We start from the raw sequence: 17,257 nt of genomic DNA, 5'->3' as shown, positions 1-17,257 counted from the left end.
CAGTCGGCAATGTGTTGCCTGACACGGCGCTATCGCGAGCAGGCTCACTCCTGCAGGTAATAATTGAACCGATGCAGCCCTTCAATGCTCAACAGCCTATAGCCCTGCACTGACGGTTGTTTCGGGATCTGAGCCATGAGTTTCGTTGCCTGGGTGGCGGTGTTGGGCGCGGTGTTGCTGACCCTGGCACTGACTTCGTCGTACCTGCGCTGGATGCCGGTAACCACTTCGGCGGTGTGCCTGGTCCTGGGCATCGCCATCGGGCCGGCGGGCCTGGGTATGCTCAGGCTGGATATCAAGGAGGCGGCGTTCTGGATCGAGCACCTGACGGAAGTCGCGGTGCTGTTTTCATTGTTTGTCTGCGGGCTCAAGCTGCGACCTCCTCTTCGTGATCGCCGATGGCGAGTGGCGTTCGTCCTGGCGGGACCGGTGATGGTGCTGACCATTGTCGGCGTCTGCCTGCTGCTGCATTTCGCTTTCGGACTGGCGTGGGGGCCGTCGCTGCTGATCGGGGCGATATTGGCGCCGACCGATCCGGTCCTGGCCTCGCTGGTTCAGGTCAATGACGCCAAGGATGATGATCCGGTGCGGTTCGGGCTCTCGGGCGAGGCAGGACTTAACGACGGAATCGCTTTCCCGTTCGTGATTCTGGGACTGTTGTTTTTGCAGCAAAACGGCAGCTTTGGCAGCGGTCTGGATGACTGGTTTTTCAAGCGCCTGTTGTGGGGCGTGCCCGTCGGACTGCTGACCGGTTACTGGATGGGGCGCGGTATTGGTCACCTGACGTTGTTCATGCGCATCAAGAATGCCGACAGCACGTTTTCCCCCAATGACTACCTTGCCCTGGCCTTGATCGCACTGGCTTACGTCGTGGCCGAAACCATCGGCGGCTACGGGTTCCTCTCGGTGTTTGCCGCCGGCCTGGGCTTGCGCCGGGCCGAGGTCAGGACAAGCAGTGACGCCCACACACCGGCCGAACACCTGGTTCAAGCGGTGGTAGGTCATCAGCATGTCGAACCCGAGGCGGCCGTGCTCGGCAATGTGGAGCACCTGGAAGACACGCAAGTCGCCGCCGGGATCATGATGGGCGACATGCTGTCGTTCGGCAGTCTGGTGGAACGGGCCATGGAAGTTTTTCTGGTCACCTTGCTCGGTATTGTGCTGATCGCGCACTGGGACTGGCGGGCGTTGCTGGTCGCGTTGGTGCTGTTCGGGATGATTCGCCCGCTGACGGTCTGGCTGATGCCATGGGGTTCGCTGCTCAATGGCCCGCAACGCTGGTTGATTGGCTGGTTCGGAATTCGCGGCATCGGGAGTTTCTACTACCTTTTCTATGCCTTGAACCACGGTCTGCTGCCCTCAGTGGCAACGGTGTGTGCCGACCTGACGCTCTCGGTGGTCGCCCTGAGCATTCTGGTCCACGGCATCAGCACCCAGCCGATGCTTGCCCGCTATGAACGGCATAACCGCCGCGTCACTTCATCGCCAAGGCAATGACTTCCACCAGGTTGAGCTGGGTAAAGGGTTTCGACAAACGAGGTAGACGCGCGGCAATGCCTTCCAGGCGTTCGGCAAAACCGGTGGCGAGGATGATCGGCACGCTCGGTCGCATGAGCCTGATGGCGTTGGCCAGTTGCGCGCCACTCATCTGTGGCATGGCCATGTCGGTGATCACCAGATCGATACCCGGTTCACTGCCGAACAGCTCCAGCGCCCTGGCTCCGGAAGGCGCACTGATGACCCGGTGCCCGAGGTCCTCGAGCAGCAGACTGGTGCTGGTCAACACCAGACTGTCATCGTCCACCACCAGTACGCACAGGCGGGGCACTTCCACGGTCTGCGTTTGCGCTACAGGCTCAGCCACCGAACCCCGGGTGGCAACCGGCAACCACAACTCGGCCGTCGTACCCTGATCCTTGTTGCTTTTGAGGATGAAGCGCCCACCCAATTGCTCGATAAAACCGTGGACCATCGATAACCCCAGGCCCGTACCTTTACCGACGCCCTTGGTGGTAAAGAAGGGGTCCATCGCCGAGGCCAGCGTGGTTTCATCCATGCCCTCGCCGGTATCGGCAATGTTCAGGCACACATAACGCCCCGCGGCCAATGATGAGGCGCCGCCGGTGACCTCCTCGGTCCTGGCACTGAAGATGATGGTCCCGCCGTGGGGCATGGCGTCGCGGGCGTTGGTCGCCAGGTTCAGTACGGCCAGTTCCAGTTGATTGATGTCCGCCATCACCGGTTCAAGATCCTCGGGAAAGCGTGTTTCGACTTTCACCGAAGGCCCCAGGGAGCTGCGCAATAGCCCGGAAATGCCTTCCACCAACGCCGGTATCCGCACAGGTACCGACTTGAGCTCCTGGCGTCGGGCAAACGCCAGCATGCGCTGGGTCAGGGATACACCGCGCAAGGCACCTTGGGTGGCGTTGTCGATCAGGCGGGTTATTTTGGGGTCATCCGTCACCCGTTTGCGCACGATTTCCAGATTGCCGAGGATCACCGTCAGCAGGTTGTTGAAGTCGTGGGCGATCCCGCCGCTGAGCTGGCCGATGGCCTGCATTTTCTGCGCCTGGAACAAGGCCTCACGGGTTTGCTCCAGCGCCTGCTGCGCCTGGGTGACTTCAGTGATGTCCCGGGTGATCTTGGCAAAACCGAGCAATGTGCCGGTGTCGCCCCAGATCGGGTCGACGATGACATGGGCGAGGAACCGCGTACCATCCTTGCGCATCCTCCAGCCCTTGTTTTCAAAGCGCCCTTCACGAACGGCGATTTCCAGCGTCCGTTGTGGCTCGCGGGCATCGCGATCCTCCGGGGTGTAGAACATCGAAAAATGCTGGCCAATGACCTCTTCCGGCAAGTAACCCTTGATGCGCTGGGCGCCGGGGTTCCAGTTGCTCACCCGGCCGTCCGGAGAAAGCATGTAGATCGCATAGTCGGTAACGCTCTGCACCAGCAGGCGAAACTGCTGCTCGCTTTGCTTGAGGACTTCCTCGGCCATTTTGCGATCGGTCAGGTCCCGGGTGATCTTGGCGAAACCGAGCAACGTACCCGACGGGTCGAAGATCGGATCAATGACCACATGGCACCAGAAATGTGTGCCGTCCTTGCGTACCCGCCAGCCTTCGCCCTCGAAACGCCCTTCACGAATCGCCGTGTCCAGTGCCCGCTGGGGCAAGCCGGCACGGCGATCGTCATCGGTGTAGAAGCGCGAGAAATGCTGACCGAGGATCTCGGCCTCCTCGTAGCCCTTGAAACGCCTGGCGCCGGCGTTCCAGCTGGTAATGATGCCGTCGGGATCAATCATGTAGATCGCATAGTCGATCACTGCATCGATCAACAGGCGAAAGCGCTTGTCCTCAACGGTACTCGGCCTGTTTCGATCCTCGCTCATTGAGTTCTCGCGTCATGATTGTTTTTCTGGAGTATGAGACAAACTGCCAATTTGGAAAGCCATGACTGCGGCAGTTTGCTTCATAGCCTGCAATCCCGGCTTAGCGATACACGTATTTGGTGATATAGGAGTAAAGGTCGTTGTAGACAAAATCGGGAACCTGTTTGTCATATTTGCTGGTTTTAAGCAGCTGCAGATGACATTCCCTGACCATCTCGTCACGCTCCTCCATCGAATAGACGGACCTTCTGAGGATAGTGTCATAGGCGCTGTACGCATATGGCTGCAACGTTGAAACTTCGTTCAGATTCCCATTTGAGTCCAGGGTATAGGTGCTGTGAGCACGCAGTACCCGTTCGCTCAGCGTGCCCAGACCGCGCTCGTACAAGAAGATTTGCGAGCCACTCACTGTCTTTGCGATGAACTCGAACGCAACGAGAACCGCAGGGGCGTTACTGATGCTCGACTCGAGTCTCGAATAGCTGACAAACCGTTCCATCTCCTGCTTTTCCAGGCTGGAGAATGCTCTTTTGATGCTGGACAGATGGGCGAACGCGTGATTGCAGCCCACGACATGGACTTCGAGTTGATAACCGGGAACAAATTTTGCCAATCCGGCAAAACCGATGTCATCGAACGCGCACTCCATGATGATGTTGCATCTTTGAGAAAGCGCGTTGGCGAAGATTTTCTCACCGAGCTCCCTGGCAAACGCTTCTGTATGTTCGTAGGCGTGCAAAACGCCGAGCTTGATCATGTCGGCGTAATGCGGGTGTTTTTTTCGATATTCAGGCAGGTACAGTCGAATGTAGTTCCCGTAATTCCCGGATGGCAGCAAGCTCTTTTCCAACAAGTAAGTCTTGCCCGAGCCCTCCACTCCGGCGGTGATCAGCAACTTTGGGATGGCTTCAGCAGTTTTGCCGACGAAGAGCGCAGGGAAGATCTCGTCGAACGCCTTGATCACGTCGTCTGAGGAATAGTTGTATTTCGGTGCTTCTGACATACCTTGATTTCCTTATCAAAGAATTGGGTTGTGATATCTAGCCTTTCCAATAAAGCGTGCTGGCGTTGATTGTTCAATTCGTTGTTTTGATCAAGGTATGTATTTGTTTTTAAAGGTAAAGATTCCTACGGCGCAGAGCGAGAATTCGTTGGCGCAATCGACCACCAGCGCGGCAGTAATTGCCTGACCTTGTGCTCGCCAAAACGGTCGTCGATCAACATCACCACCCCTTGATCCTGTTGCGTACGGATGACCCGTCCAGCGGCCTGAACCACTTTCTGCACACCGGGAAACAGGTAGGTGTAATCGTAGCCAGCGCCAAAAATCGCAGCCATTCGCTGTTTCAACTGCTCGTTGACCGGGTTCAGTTGGGCCAGCCCCAGGGTGGCGATGAACGCACCGATCAGCCGTGCGCCGGGCAAATCGATGCCTTCGCCGAACGCACCGCCGAGCACTGCAAAGCCGACGCCCTCGCCGTCTTCGGTGAACCTGTCGAGAAAGTCCTGGCGTTGTGCCTCGCCCATGCCACGGGATTGCGACCACAGTTTGATCCGCGGGTGCCGCTCGGCCAGCAACTGCGCCACCTGCTGCAAATAATCGAAACTGCTGAAAAACGCCAGGTAATTGCCGGGGCGTTTGCAGAACTGTCTGGCGATCAAGTCCACGATCGGTTCGAGAGAGGACTGGCGATGTACGAACCGCGTGGAGATCTGGTCGACGATGTGCACTTGCAGTTGATCGGCGTGAAACGGCGACTCGACGTCGATGCACACCGTGTCCTGCGGCGCTCCCAGTAAATCGGCGTAATAGTGCCGGGGGCTGAGGGTCGCGGAAAACAGCACCGTGCTACGCGCGGCGGTCAGGCGCGGGCGGATGAAGCCGGCGGGGACTACATTGCGCAGGCACAGTTGCGAGAGGTTGCGCTGGCGCTCGAGGTCGCGCTTGCTGATGTCGAACAGGAACTGCTCATCGAACAGTTCGGCGACCCGGCAAAAGTGCAGCATGTCGAAGTAAAATCCCTGCAGTGCGCTGTCCAGGCCTTGAGGGTGATCGTTGAGGTAGTCACCGATGTTGGCGCTGCACGATGACAGCGCCTGCAGGAGCTTTTCGGGCGCCTTGTCATAGGCCTGATAGGCGCCGGTTTGCGCGTTATGCAGGGCATTCCACTCGCGGCTGACCCGTTGCATCGGTTTTTTCAGCGCTTCGGGCGCGGTTTTGCGCACGCCGTTGAAGGTCGCCTGGTCGAGGCTGGCGCTGTACATCTGGCGGCCGCGTTCCACCAGGTTGTGAGCTTCGTCGACCAGCACCGCGACCTTCCAGTTGTTGGCCTGCGCCAGACCGAACAGCAACGCGCTGAAATCGAAATAATAGTTGTAGTCGGCAACCACCACGTCGGCCCAACGCGCCATTTCCTGGCTCAGGTAATACGGGCAGACATCGTGCGCCAGGGCGACCTCGCGCAAGGCGCTCTGGTTCAACAGGCTCAGTTGACCGGCCGCCTGCCGTGCGGCGGGCAGGCGATCGTAGAACCCCCGGGCCAGTGGGCAGGACTCGCCGTGGCAGGCTTTGTCCGGATGTTCGCAGGCCTTGTCCCGGGCGATCATCTCCAGCACCCGTAACGGCGGCGCATCGGCGCTGGCAAGCATCACGTGCGCGGCGTCCAGGGCCAGTTGCCGTCCCGGGGTTTTCGCCGTAAGGAAGAACACCTTGTCCAGTTGCTGCGGCGCCAGTGCCTTGAGCATGGGGAACAAAGTGCCCAGGGTCTTGCCGATGCCCGTGGGCGCCTGGGCCATCAGGCAGCGCCCCGTGCTGACGGCCTTGAACACCGACTCGGCCAGATGACGCTGCCCCGGTCGAAAACCGGCATGGGGAAAGGCCAGGCCCTGCGCAGCCAGATTGCGCCCTTCTCGATGGGCGACTTCCTGTTCGGCCCATTGCAGGAACTGCGCGCAATGCCGTTCGAAGAACTGTTGCAGCTCGATGGCGTCGAAAGACTCGACCAGGCAGGTCTCCTTTTCACTGACGATGTCGAAATACACCAGTGCCAGACTGATCCGCGAGAGGTCCAGTTTCCGACACATCAACCAGCCGTAGATCCTGGCCTGGGCCCAATGCAATTGGCGGTGGTTGGCCGGTTGTTTGCTCAAGTCGCCGCGGTAGGTCTTGACCTCCTCCAGGCAGTTTTGCCCGGGGTCATAGCCATCCGCCCTGCCCTTGACCGTCAAGGTTTGATACTGGCCCTCAAGGGCAATTTCGCTTTGGTAACCCTCGCTGCGTCGCGAGGCCACCGTACGGTGCCCGACGATACCTTCCAGCGCGGTTGGTGACGGCGTGAAGCGCAGATCGAGGTCGCCGGCCTTGGCGGTGAACTCGCACAGCGCCCGCACCGCAATGCTGTAGCTCAATCGCCCTGCTCCGCCCATTGCACGTAGCACACGGCGATGGGCATCTGGTGCTCATGGCAGAATTCCAGCCAGCGCAACTGGTTGTCCTGCAGGCGATCGCCCGGGCCTTTGACTTCGATCATGCGGTAGGTCTTTTGCTGCGGCCAGAACTGGATCAGGTCCGGCATGCCGGCGCGATTGGCCTTGATGTCCAGCAAGAGGCGGTTGAACCAGTGCTTGAGGTGCTCGGCCGGGAGGCAATCGAGGGCTTGCTCCAGCAACTCTTCGCTGAGCACGCTCCAGAACACGAACGGCGACTGCACGCCCCACTTGGCGGCATAACGTTCGCGGATGGTCTGCCGGTAGCGCCCGTCGTCGAGTTCGGCCAGGCAAGCCTGAAACAGTTCGGCCCGGCGGACATGGAAGTCTTCGCTGAGCAAATCCACCGGCCCGCGCTGGAACGGGTGAAAAAACGCCCCCGGCAAAGGCGCGAAGATCGCGGGCCAACACAGTAGGCCAAACAATGAATTGACCAGGCTGTTTTCCACGTAGTGCACCGGCGCCGAATCTTGCGCCAGATGCGCCTGAACATAGAACTCCACCGATAATGCCGGGTCTGTCCTGGGCAATTGCAGGTCCAGGCGCTGCATTTCCCGAGGCGCTGCCCGCTTGATGGGCGGCCCGCCGAGCTTGCGCCGCAGACGTGGCAGGACGCGGAGCAACTGTTGGTGTTCCGCGGCGCTTTGCGGTGCCTGTTCAGCCTGCACGGCCAGGTCCATCGCCTGTTCAAACTGGCCGCTGCGTTCCAGTACGCGAATGAGCCGCGCACGCGCGCCGGGAAAAGCGCATTCGCGGTACAGGTTCAGGGCCATGGAGAAATCGGCGATGCGTTCGCAGTACTGGGCCATCTGGAACAGCAGCTTGCCGCGCCGGCGCTGCAACCACGGATTGTCCAGCGCCAGGCCCTTGATCCGCTCGGCCACCTCTTCCAGCGCTTCACCGGCCTCGAATTGTTGCTGGTATGCGTGCAGGAGGACGCAGGCATCCACGTCTTCGCGGCTGCGCAAGCCACGGGACTCGGCACAGAATTCGACTTTTTCGTAGGTGTAGATACCGAGGTCGGCCAATACGAACTCCGACCAGTCCTGATACAGGTTGCCGAAAAACATCAGGCGCAGGCGATCGCACAATTGCATGATGGTCAGGCTGAACAGACGCTCGTCCAGGCTCGGACACCAGTCGTTGAAGCTTTGCACCTGGGGAAACTGCTCGCACAGCGCCGGCAACCAATCGGCTTTCCTGCCTTTGGGTTGATCGATGACCGGGCCAAAGGCCTGGAGGATTTCACCCTTGAGCAGCACCTCGAACAGCGCTTCGACCGCCAACGGCATTCGCTCATCGACCCAGCCGAGCGCTAACAACGGCCCGACGGCGCAGCCGGTATCGCCGATTTCGTCATAGTGCAGTTTGCTCGCCCTGAAATGAACACCCTTGCGCATGACCATTCTGACCAGCAGTGCCTGCGACTCACGGGGTAAGCGCTTAAACTCATGAATGAAACGCTGCTCGTCGACGCTCAGCACATCGGCAAAGCGCTGCTCAAGCCAATCAAGCACTTGCATGAAGTTGTTCAAGTAGTAGAACGGATCGTCGAGGGGATTTGCAGTCACAGGGAAATGGGCCATGGCGAGCGAATACTGGTTATGCGTACAGATACCAGTTCCGCCCTGCGCGGCGCAATCGGAAAAGGATAAATGGCGGCGCTGTACGGTATTTTTTCCGGGCAGTAGAACTTTCTGCCCCCGGGCGGCACCAACCGCCAGAGAGAAACGGTGACAGCCTCGAGCTGATGGTGCTGCTTCAAAACGTACGGGAGGTGATTATGGACATCAAGACATTGGGCTTGCCCTTGGCGGCGGCGGCCCTGCTGATGCTGGCCGGTTGCTCGACGCCAACGGTGGTGACCCTGCAGAACGGCACCCAGTATTTGACCAAGGACATGCCGGAAACCAAGACAAAGGATGGCTTCTTCGAGTTCGAAGATATTTCCGGGGCGAAAGTGAAAGTCAAGGCCGATGAAGTGGCCACGATTCGCAGGGAAGACTGAATTTCGCGTTATCGTTCATCGCGGGAAAGCCCGCTCCCACAGGGTATGCGCCAACCTTGCGGGAGTGGGCCTGGTCCGGGCGGCGCTCCGACGAAGAGGCCCTTACCGGCGCCAACTCACCATCAGGCGATCACAAACCCCGCACCCGACAAACTGTCCAGCCCGACCCCGACCAATGTCACTGAATCATTGCCAAACGTCAGCACGGTATCCTGCCCCACCACGGTGGCATGGTCCCGGAAGTCGTCGGCCGGCGTAACACCCTGTACCCCGAGAAACACCAGTTTGTCGTTCGACTGATAGCCCAACACCCGGTCGTGGCCAAACGCGCCGTTGAACAGGAACGTATCGATCCCGCCCCCCGATTCCAGCAGGTCGTTGCCGGCCCCGCCGATCAAGACGTCGTTGCCCTTGCCTGCGATCAAATGATCGTTGCCGTCGAGACCGAACAACCAATCGCCGACCGCCTGCGCCTTGAGCGTATCGTTCCCCATGCCCCCCTTTATCGACGACTCGTACCGGGTCAGCTGGTTGCCGTCCGCCAGCCCGTTTGCGGTGACGCTGTGGGTCACGTCATCCTTGACCAGCCCCCATAAAAAGCCCGGCTCCTTGCTCATGATGCTGCCGATGTCACGGGTGATACTGATGCCGCCATTGGCATCGCGGATGTACAGGTTGCCGGCGCCGTCGTTGGCAAAGTCGAAGTTTTTCACCGACTGCTGCAAGTCGAGCACGTTGTGCCCGTTGCCGCCCAAAAGGACGTTGTAGCCACCGGCATCACGGAAGGTGTCGTTGCCGTCGCGGCCTTCCAGATAGTCGTTGCCCTTGCCGCCCTGGATCAGGTCGTTGCCGTCACTGCCGATAATGAAAGTGCTGCCTTTGTGGATGTCGGCATTGCGGTTCAGGTCCTGGACCCAGGTGTTGGCCCGCGCCGGGTCCGAGAGGTTGGCAACAACAATGGTCGAGTCTTTGCTGGTGAGGTCGTAGAACCGTGACTCCAGCACCCGGGTCATGCCGTCGCCATAACCGGTCGGCAAGTGGGAAATCCAGGTCGGAATGTTGAGGATGGAAAACGGCAGCAGATTCCATGCGGTCGACGCGTAGTGGTCATTGAAGCTGACAATGTTGTTGGTGGCCGAGGCTTGATCGGCATCGTGCACACCGACCGATGCCAGGTTGAACGCCGAACCGTCCAGCGCGCGGAACACTGGATCGTTTTCATAGCCGACGTTCAGCACTTTGTCGCTGCTGCCTTGAGTTGGCGAGGCGTAGGCAATGTAGTTGGAATCCTGGAAGAAACCGCCCCATTTTTCGCGGCTCAAATCCGCCAGGCTATTGACTGCCAGCCCGCCGAGACTGTGACCACTGACCAGCACGTCATTACCCGACAACCCGTTAGCCCGGGCAAACGCCGCGACGTCGGCGAGCAGCTTGCCGAACGCTTCACCCACATAGTTTTTCGCGTAATCCTGTGGACCCAATGCCGCCAACAGGTCATTGATGACATCGCCGATGGAGTCACTGATCTGGCTTTCACGAGGGCCACTGGTGCCGCGAAAGGCGATGCCGATTTCCGTGAGGTGCCCTTGGGCGTCGTATTTACCGAGGATTTCCACCTGGGCGCTGGTATAGCCGGCCTTTTCACCGAAGAAGGTTCCCCGTGCATCGACTTTGCCGTCATAACCCAGCTGCGCGGCGGTGATGGGTGTCCAACCGGCTTTCTGTACCGCGTCCAGTGCGGCCTTTTCCGAATCGGGGTTCCAGGGGATACCGGGAATCACCCCTTGGGAGTCGGTGCCGCCAATCAGCGCGGTCACCAACGTTGCCGGCAGGCCCACGCCGAAACCGTTGTGCTGGTAACCGGTGGCAAAGCCGTTGTCGAGGTTGTGATAGGAGTACAGCGTGATTGCCATCGCGTCGGTGAACAACGCTTTGGCGTCTTCTGTACCAAGGTTCTTGTAGTCGTACACACCCATGGGTATTGCCTCTCTCTTTGTTGGAATTGTCAGAGATAGCTCACAGCCGGGACACCTCGATCGCGAGATGCCCGGAGCCTCCAGTGCTGTTACAAAAATCTGTCAGGCAAACACAAAACCGGAAGTCGACAGGTTATCCAGCCCCACCCCGACCAGGGTCACGGAAAAGTCGCCAACCTTCAGCACCGTGTCTTGACCGGCCTGGGAGACATGCTGTCGGTAGTCATAGCCCTGCCCCGCGTCTTCAACGCCCATGAACACCAGGGTGTCACTGCCCTGGTAGCCATTGATCGCATCAAATCCGAAAGCGCCGCTGAACAGGAAGGTATTGCTGCCGTCCCCGGTGGAATGCATCACGTCGTTGCCGTTGCCGCCGACGAAGGTCACGTGGCCCTTGTCGCTGCGCAATACGTCATCGCCGCCGTTGCCGAACAGCCAGTCGCCCTGGGTGTCGGCCAACAGCGTATTACCGAGGGCATCGCCGTTGAGCGAATGACTGTAGCGGGTCAGTTCGTTGCCGTTGAGCAGGCCGTTGCCGGTGACGGTCCAGGTGATGTCCCTGGTGCTCCACCATGATCCGGACTCCTGGCTCACCAGCGCGCCGATGTCCCGGGTCATGCTGATGCCGCCATAGGCGTCACGCACGAACAGCGTGCCATCGCCATCGTTGGCGAAGCTGAAGTTCTGCAGTGGCTTGAGCAGTTCGAACGTGTTGTTGCCCTTGCCGCCCAAAAGTATGTTGAAGCCGCCGTCGTCGCGGAAACGGTCGTTGCCGTCCCGGCCTTCGATGAAGTCATTGCCGGCGCCGCCCTTGAGCCAATCGGCGCTGTCGGTGCCGATGATAAACGTGCTGCCCGTGTGCGGCTCGCCACTGCGCCCGAGGTCCTCGACCCAGGTTGCGCCGCGAGACGACGCCGACAGGTTGGAGACGATCAGGGTCGAATCCTTCCCGGTCAGGTCATAGAAGGCAGAGTCGATCACCCGGTTCAGTCCGTCGGCGTAACCCGGCGATCCATGGGCCGACCAGTTCAGCGGGTTGAGAATGCTGAAGGGCACCAGGTTCTGCGCGGTGGAGGCGTACTGGTCATTGAAGTTGACGACGTTGTTGGTCGCTGAATCCTGATGACCATCGTGCTTGCCCAGTGAGCCACTGCTGAAGGTAGTGCCGTCGAGCACCCGAAACACCGGGTCGTTCTCATAACCGATGTTGAGCACATTGTTGCCGGTGGCGCTTTGGGTTGGCGAAGCGAAGGCGATGTAGTTGGCGTCCTTGAAGAAACCGCCCCAGTCATTGCCACTCAACTCCGCCAGGCTGTTGACCCCCAAACCGCCAAGGCTATGCCCGCTGACCACAACGTCCCTGGCACTCAGGCCGTGGGCGATGGCGAATGCAGCGACGCTCTTGAGCAGGCTGTCGAAAGCGTTTTTCGCGTAGTTGCTCGCATAATCCACCGGACCGACTGCGGCCAACAGGTTGTTTTTCATGTCGCCGAAGGTGTCGCTGTACCCCAGGCCACCGGTGCCACGGAAGGCGATGCCCAGGCCGATCAGGTTCCCGGCCCCGTCGTATTTACCGAGGATTTCGGCTTCGGCGCTGGTGAAGCCGTCCTTCTCGCCATAGAAGGTACCTTGGGTGCCAACCTTGCCCTGATAGCCCAAGGTCGAGGCACCAATTGGCGCCCAGGCGGTCGCCGGGAGTGGCTGGCCGGTAGGCGTATACGCGTACAGCGCCAGCGCGATCGCGTCGGAGTACAACGCCTTGCCGGCCTCACTGCCGGCATTTTTGTAATCAAACAGTCCCATTTTCTTGCTTCCTTTGCGTCAAATCAGAACTGCCAGTCCAGGGTCAGGCCCACACCATGGTCTTTTTCCCGGGAGCCGAGCAGTCCGTTGTAGTCCAGGTTCAAACGGGTATCGCGTCCCAGCGCCCAGCCGGCCCGGGCACCGACCACCGCGGCATCGCGGTCCATGGACACGCTTTGCACGCTGAACGCGGTGTTGCCATTGACGAAGGCCAGGTGGTCTTCGGAACGGGTGTTGCCCAGGTTGTGCTGCCAGCCGAGCGTGCCGGACAATTCCAGTTGTTGCTGATCGGACAGCGCAATGGCTTTGCTCGCCCGCAGGCCAAGGGTCGAGAGCACCGCGTCGCGGTTGTTTTCACCGCCCTTGAGTGCGGCGGCGTCACCTTTTTCGCTGAAGCTGTCGCTGTTCAGGTGCACGTAAGCCAGGTTGACGAACGGCTCCAGTGCCAGCGGTTGCAGGTCCAGGCGATACGCCGCTTCGGTGAACAGTTGCGCGGTGGTCGCATCGCGTTTGGATTTCTGCTTGCCGCTGACGTCACCGAATTGCAGGTCGCGTTTGACGTCGATGCGATGCCAGCTGTAAGCACCGCCGACGCTCAGGCGCAGCGCGTCGATTTCGTGGCCCAGGTAGGCGCCCAAGTGGTAGCTGTCGACCGATGCCGACGAGTGCGTGCCATCGCCCATGCTCAACGAGCTGTCGCTATAACCGGTAACGAAACCCAGTCGTGTGTCTTCAGTGATCAAGCCATCGACGCCGGCCAGCAGCCCGCCGATGGAGCTGTTGGAACTGGCGTTGTCATTCCCGCCATCGCTCTTGCCCCAGGCGCCGAGCACTTTGAGCCAGGCATTGCTGCGGTCATCGGTCGGTGCGCTGGCGTCGAACAGATCACGCTCGCGCAGACGTTCGCCGACCGCATCGCGCAGGTAGCGGCTGTCGTTGATCAGCAGCGTGCCGATCGCCGGATGAATCTCACCGGACAGTTGCTGGAACGCTTGTTGCGCGACAGCGGCGGTCGGCGACAACAGCAGGGTTTCGTAGAGCCGATTGCCTGTGCCCAGTTGCTCGGCGGCAGCGGCCACGGCCCGTTGATTCGGGGTCAGGCCTACACTGGTGAAAGATGTCGCATTGCGCTCCACCGCCAGTTGAATGCTGTCCGTCGTGTAACCGAGGGTGCCACCGATAAACAGGTAGTCCGGCAACACCGCCCCGAAACGCCCTTCGATCCCGCCAGCGGCTTGCAGGATGTTGTACTGATTGCCCAGCAGGGTTTTCGCCTCGCCGGTGGTCAGCAGCGTTGGACTGTTTTCCAGGGTCAGGCTGACCGTTGCGCCTTCGATGGTGGCTGTGCCGCCGGCAATGATCTGGTCGCTGCGGGTGGGCGACACCTCTACGGCGTAGGTCGAGCCGGGCTCGAAGGTCATGTCGCCCGTCACCTGCAAGGTGCCGATGGAGTTGCCGGGCGCCACGGTACCGCCGCTTTTCGCAGTCAGTGCCGCGATACTGCCGTTACCACCGAGGATGCCATTGTCATTGACGGTGACGGCCGATAGCAGCGAACCGTTGACGGCCAATCGGCCCTGATTGACCAGGGTCTGGCCGGTGTAGGTGTTGGCTCCGGTCAGCACCAGCGTGCCGATGCCCTGCTTGGTCAGGCCGCCGTGGCCGGATATGTCGTTGCGCCAGACGTCGAGCCCGCAGTGCACGTCGTTGCACACACGCTCGGTGGGTTTGCCGGCGTCGATGATCGCGCCGATACCCGGCAAGTCCGCGACAAACTGACTGGAGCCGTAGGCGCCGTCGATACGGAACTCTTCGGGAATGTCCTGCTCGGTGACGAGCATCGCCGGGCCGTCGATGCCTTTGCGCAGGTTGATCATGCCCCAGCCATACAGCGAATCGACGCCGGGTGCGCCGAGGTCGGTGGCGGTGGTACGCAGCACGCTGGCGACTTGTGCGCCGGTCATGTACGGGAAGCGTTCCATCAACACCGCCACCGAGCCGGCAACGTGCGGTGCCGCCATGGAGGTGCCGTTGTAATTGGCGTAGCCGGTAGTCAGGTCAGCGGCATCGGTGCCGCTGATGATCGAACTGTAGATCCGGCTGCCTGGCGCCGACACGCAGAAACTCGCGGTGTAGCCGCAGCGCGACGAGAAGGTGCTGATGTTGTAGGGGGCGGGACTGTTGGTGTCCGGGTTCTTCTGCAAGGCCGCGACGGTCATCCAGTTCGGCGCGATCTCGGGGACGAAATAACCGAGGCCGGCGATGGCGTCCGGGTTGTTGAGGTTGTAGTCGTTACCGGCGGCGAAAATCGTCACGATGCCGCTGCGGGCCGCCGCGATGGCGCCGTCGTAGGCACCGCCGGGTTTGGTCCCCAGCAAGGTCCGGATCTCGTTGAACTGCAGTTGTGCATCCTGCACGGTGAAGTGCGGATACGCCGGGTCCCGACCGCCGAGGTCGAAGCGGTCGGTGATGCCGATGCCCCAGCTATTGTTGATGATCCGCGCGCCGCTGGCGATCAGGGCGTCCCAACCGGCCTTGTACACCGCGCCGTCGTTGCCGCGTACGATACCGTCTTCCGGGCCCGGGTCGCCGTTGTCGGCGCTGATGATCTGTGCACCAAAGGCGACGCCGTGCATCGGTCCGCCATCGCGGCTGCCGGCGGCGATCCCGCCAACGTGGGTGCCGTGGGCACCGAGTTTGCCGTTGGAGCCCACCGAGGGCGAACCGTCATAGAGAAAGGCGTCCTCGACCTTGACCGGAATGTACGGGTCGGTGTACTCGCGGATACCGCTGGTCACCAGCGTGATGACCTTATTGGCTCCGGAAAACTCCGGGTGCAAGGCGTACACCGGTTGGTCGAAGATCCCCAGCTTCACGCCTTTGCCGGTGTAACCGGCCGCATAGGCATCCTGCGCGTTGATCGCCCCCAGGCCCCAGTCAGCGCTGAACTCTGTGCTGCGCCAGCTTTCGGGATCGCCTGTCCTGCCGTTTTCCACGTAGGGTGCCGCGTGTGCGGTGCCCAGTGTGGCCAACGCGCAGAGCACGGCTAGATTGTTGTACTTGTTATTCATCGAGCTACCTTCCTTAGTTGTGTTGCCAAAATCCTTGTTGTTAGAAGCCTTGCCTCAATTCCTCTTGGTTAAAACGCGCCACTACAGGGGCTGCGGTGTTCAGTTCCTCAACAGACAGGCATTTTTTGAGTCCTCTCCATACTGTTTTTAATAGCTACTGCACCCTCGGTCCCTGGCCGAAGGCCTCATCCACCTTGGCCAGGTCCTGCTCGCTCAAGGTCCCGGCGTAGAAATGCAACCGGGTCCAGGCCATCAGATAGTCGTAGCGGGCCTGGGCCAGATCCCGGCGGGTGGTAAACAGTTGTTGCTCGGCATTGAGCGCATCGAGGTTGACCCGCTCACCGCCCAGAATGCTTTGCCTGGTCGAGACCACCAGCGCTTCGGCGGAGACCAGGGCCTTCTGATAGGCACGCAGCTTGCTCACCCCTGTCAGGCAGGCGCTGAACTGCCGTCGCAATTCGATCAGGGTTTCCCGGGTCTTGCCGTCCAGTTCGTACTCAGCCTGTTCCATCGCACGGCTTGCCTGGCGGGTCGATGCAGAAACACCACCGCCGGCGTACAGCGGCACATTGATTTCGATGCCGATGGTGTTGGTGTCGTAGCGCTGGTTGTAGGTGTTGCCGCTTTCCGATTCATTCTGACGCACCGTGGCGTAGGCGCTGACCTTGGGCAGGTGCCCGGCCCGGTTGCGCTCGACCTCGTAGCGCGCCACTTCAAGCGCCTGGCGCTGGGAAGCCAGGTTGGGGTTGTTGGCCACGGCCATCTCATGCCAGGTGTCGTAATTGGCCGGCTGCAGGGTGAAGGTCTGGAAGTTTTGATCCAGTGGTGCAAGGTCGGCAATGTCGATCGCCGGCACACCGATCAGCGCGCCGAGTTCGCGCAGAGATGCATCCTGTTCATTACGTGCTTCGATTTCTTCGGCGGTGGCCAGCTCATAGCGCGATTCGGCTTCGAGAATGTCCGTGCGAGTACCTTCGCCCTGGCGAAACATCTGCTCGTTCTGCTGGAACTGCTGCTCGAAAGCTTTCTTCTTGGCCAGGGCGATATCGATCTGGTCCTGGGCGAACAACGCCTTGGTGTAGTTTTCCAGCACCCGCACCAGCAATTGCTGGCTCTTGCCACGAAAATTTTCGTCGGAAAACAGCGATTGCGCGACGCCCTTGCGATAAGCCGCGTAGGCCTCGTAGTCGAGCAACGGCTGTTGCAAGGTGAGGCTGGAACCGTAACTGCTGTAGTTGCGGTCATCGCTCTGGTTTTGCCCGCGCTCGTTGAGGTAGGTGGCCTTGGAGCTGTTCCTGCCCTTGTTGTAGTTGTAACCCAGTCTTGGCAACAACCCGGCGCGGCCGATGGCACGGTTCTCAAGGCCTGCATCGCGTTCCTTGATGGCGCCGAGGAATACCGGATCATTGTGCAGTGCCTGTTCATAGATCTCGAACGGTCCCATGGCTGCCACGGCCTGGTTGCCCGCGAACAACATCAACGCCGCCCCGAGCATCGAAAGCTTTTTCATACAGCCGAACAT

General features: G+C 60.3%; 10 protein-coding genes. 2 read left to right on the top strand and 8 right to left on the bottom strand.

All coding sequences use genetic code 11. From position 1 onward, the window contains the following. The first annotated feature begins 135 nt into the window (after positions 1-135). Complete coding sequence (locus AC1Q6Y_RS08555; protein ID WP_492624386.1) at positions 136-1,497, top strand: cation:proton antiporter; 1,362 nt, start codon at positions 136-138, stop codon at positions 1,495-1,497. On the opposite strand, the gene AC1Q6Y_RS08550 is transcribed toward AC1Q6Y_RS08555, so the two are convergent. From AC1Q6Y_RS08550 to AC1Q6Y_RS08535, 4 genes are all read right to left on the bottom strand, one after another. Further along, positions 1,475-3,391 carry a hybrid sensor histidine kinase/response regulator gene (locus tag AC1Q6Y_RS08550; protein WP_492624385.1) on the bottom strand — a complete coding sequence of 639 codons (1,917 nt, stop codon included), beginning with the start codon at positions 3,389-3,391 and terminating at the stop codon, positions 1,475-1,477. The two genes, AC1Q6Y_RS08555 and AC1Q6Y_RS08550, sit on opposite strands and share 23 nt — an antisense overlap. Before the next feature lie 100 nt (positions 3,392-3,491). Further along, positions 3,492-4,394 (bottom strand): zeta toxin family protein, encoded by a 903-nt coding sequence (locus AC1Q6Y_RS08545; RefSeq protein WP_492624384.1) that lies wholly within the window; start codon positions 4,392-4,394, stop codon positions 3,492-3,494. Positions 4,395-4,519: 125 nt separating this feature from the next. After that, positions 4,520-6,799 (bottom strand): ATP-dependent DNA helicase, encoded by a 2,280-nt coding sequence (locus AC1Q6Y_RS08540; protein WP_492624383.1) that lies wholly within the window; start codon positions 6,797-6,799, stop codon positions 4,520-4,522. After that, positions 6,796-8,463 (bottom strand): VRR-NUC domain-containing protein, encoded by a 1,668-nt coding sequence (locus AC1Q6Y_RS08535; protein WP_492624382.1) that lies wholly within the window; start codon positions 8,461-8,463, stop codon positions 6,796-6,798. The genes AC1Q6Y_RS08540 and AC1Q6Y_RS08535 overlap by 4 nt, the downstream gene beginning before the upstream one ends. 197 nt (positions 8,464-8,660) lie before the next feature. Between AC1Q6Y_RS08535 and AC1Q6Y_RS08530 the strand changes: the two genes are divergently transcribed. Next, positions 8,661-8,885, top strand: a complete 225-nt coding sequence (locus AC1Q6Y_RS08530; RefSeq protein ID WP_057714802.1) for a YgdI/YgdR family lipoprotein — start codon at positions 8,661-8,663, stop codon at positions 8,883-8,885. A 122-nt stretch (positions 8,886-9,007) separates the two neighbouring features. On the opposite strand, the gene AC1Q6Y_RS08525 is transcribed toward AC1Q6Y_RS08530, so the two are convergent. From AC1Q6Y_RS08525 to AC1Q6Y_RS08510, 4 genes are all read right to left on the bottom strand, one after another. Further along, on the bottom strand, positions 9,008-10,861 hold the full coding sequence (locus AC1Q6Y_RS08525; RefSeq protein WP_218495786.1) for a polyurethane esterase: 1,854 nt from the start codon (positions 10,859-10,861) through the stop codon (positions 9,008-9,010). 102 nt (positions 10,862-10,963) lie between these two features. Then, positions 10,964-12,664, bottom strand: coding sequence for a polyurethane esterase (locus AC1Q6Y_RS08520; protein WP_492624381.1), 1,701 nt, complete (start codon positions 12,662-12,664; stop codon positions 10,964-10,966). A gap of 23 nt (positions 12,665-12,687) precedes the next feature. Then, positions 12,688-15,735: an autotransporter domain-containing protein gene (locus AC1Q6Y_RS08515; protein WP_492624380.1), complete on the bottom strand. Its 3,048-nt coding sequence runs from the start codon at positions 15,733-15,735 to the stop codon at positions 12,688-12,690. Between the two features lie 154 nt (positions 15,736-15,889). Further along, the gene (locus AC1Q6Y_RS08510) at positions 15,890-17,257 is read right to left on the bottom strand and encodes a TolC family outer membrane protein (RefSeq protein ID WP_090455261.1); all 1,368 of its coding nucleotides are present in this window, start codon (positions 17,255-17,257) and stop codon (positions 15,890-15,892) included.

The organism is Pseudomonas sp. GW823-FHT06E10 (assembly GCF_058794995.1).
This window is presented reverse-complemented; position numbering and strand designations above follow the sequence as displayed.

Coding starts and splice junctions, on each gene's coding strand:
- AC1Q6Y_RS08555 (WP_492624386.1), top strand. CDS start 136: ATGAGTTTCGTTGCCTGGGTGGCGGTGTTGGGCGCGGTGTTGCTGACC.
- AC1Q6Y_RS08550 (WP_492624385.1), bottom strand. CDS start 3,391: ATGAGCGAGGATCGAAACAGGCCGAGTACCGTTGAGGACAAGCGCTTT.
- AC1Q6Y_RS08545 (WP_492624384.1), bottom strand. CDS start 4,394: ATGTCAGAAGCACCGAAATACAACTATTCCTCAGACGACGTGATCAAG.
- AC1Q6Y_RS08535 (WP_492624382.1), bottom strand. CDS start 8,463: ATGGCCCATTTCCCTGTGACTGCAAATCCCCTCGACGATCCGTTCTAC.
- AC1Q6Y_RS08530 (WP_057714802.1), top strand. CDS start 8,661: ATGGACATCAAGACATTGGGCTTGCCCTTGGCGGCGGCGGCCCTGCTG.
- AC1Q6Y_RS08525 (WP_218495786.1), bottom strand. CDS start 10,861: ATGGGTGTGTACGACTACAAGAACCTTGGTACAGAAGACGCCAAAGCG.
- AC1Q6Y_RS08520 (WP_492624381.1), bottom strand. CDS start 12,664: ATGGGACTGTTTGATTACAAAAATGCCGGCAGTGAGGCCGGCAAGGCG.
- AC1Q6Y_RS08515 (WP_492624380.1), bottom strand. CDS start 15,735: ATGAATAACAAGTACAACAATCTAGCCGTGCTCTGCGCGTTGGCCACA.
- AC1Q6Y_RS08510 (WP_090455261.1), bottom strand. CDS start 17,257: ATGTTCGGCTGTATGAAAAAGCTTTCGATGCTCGGGGCGGCGTTGATG.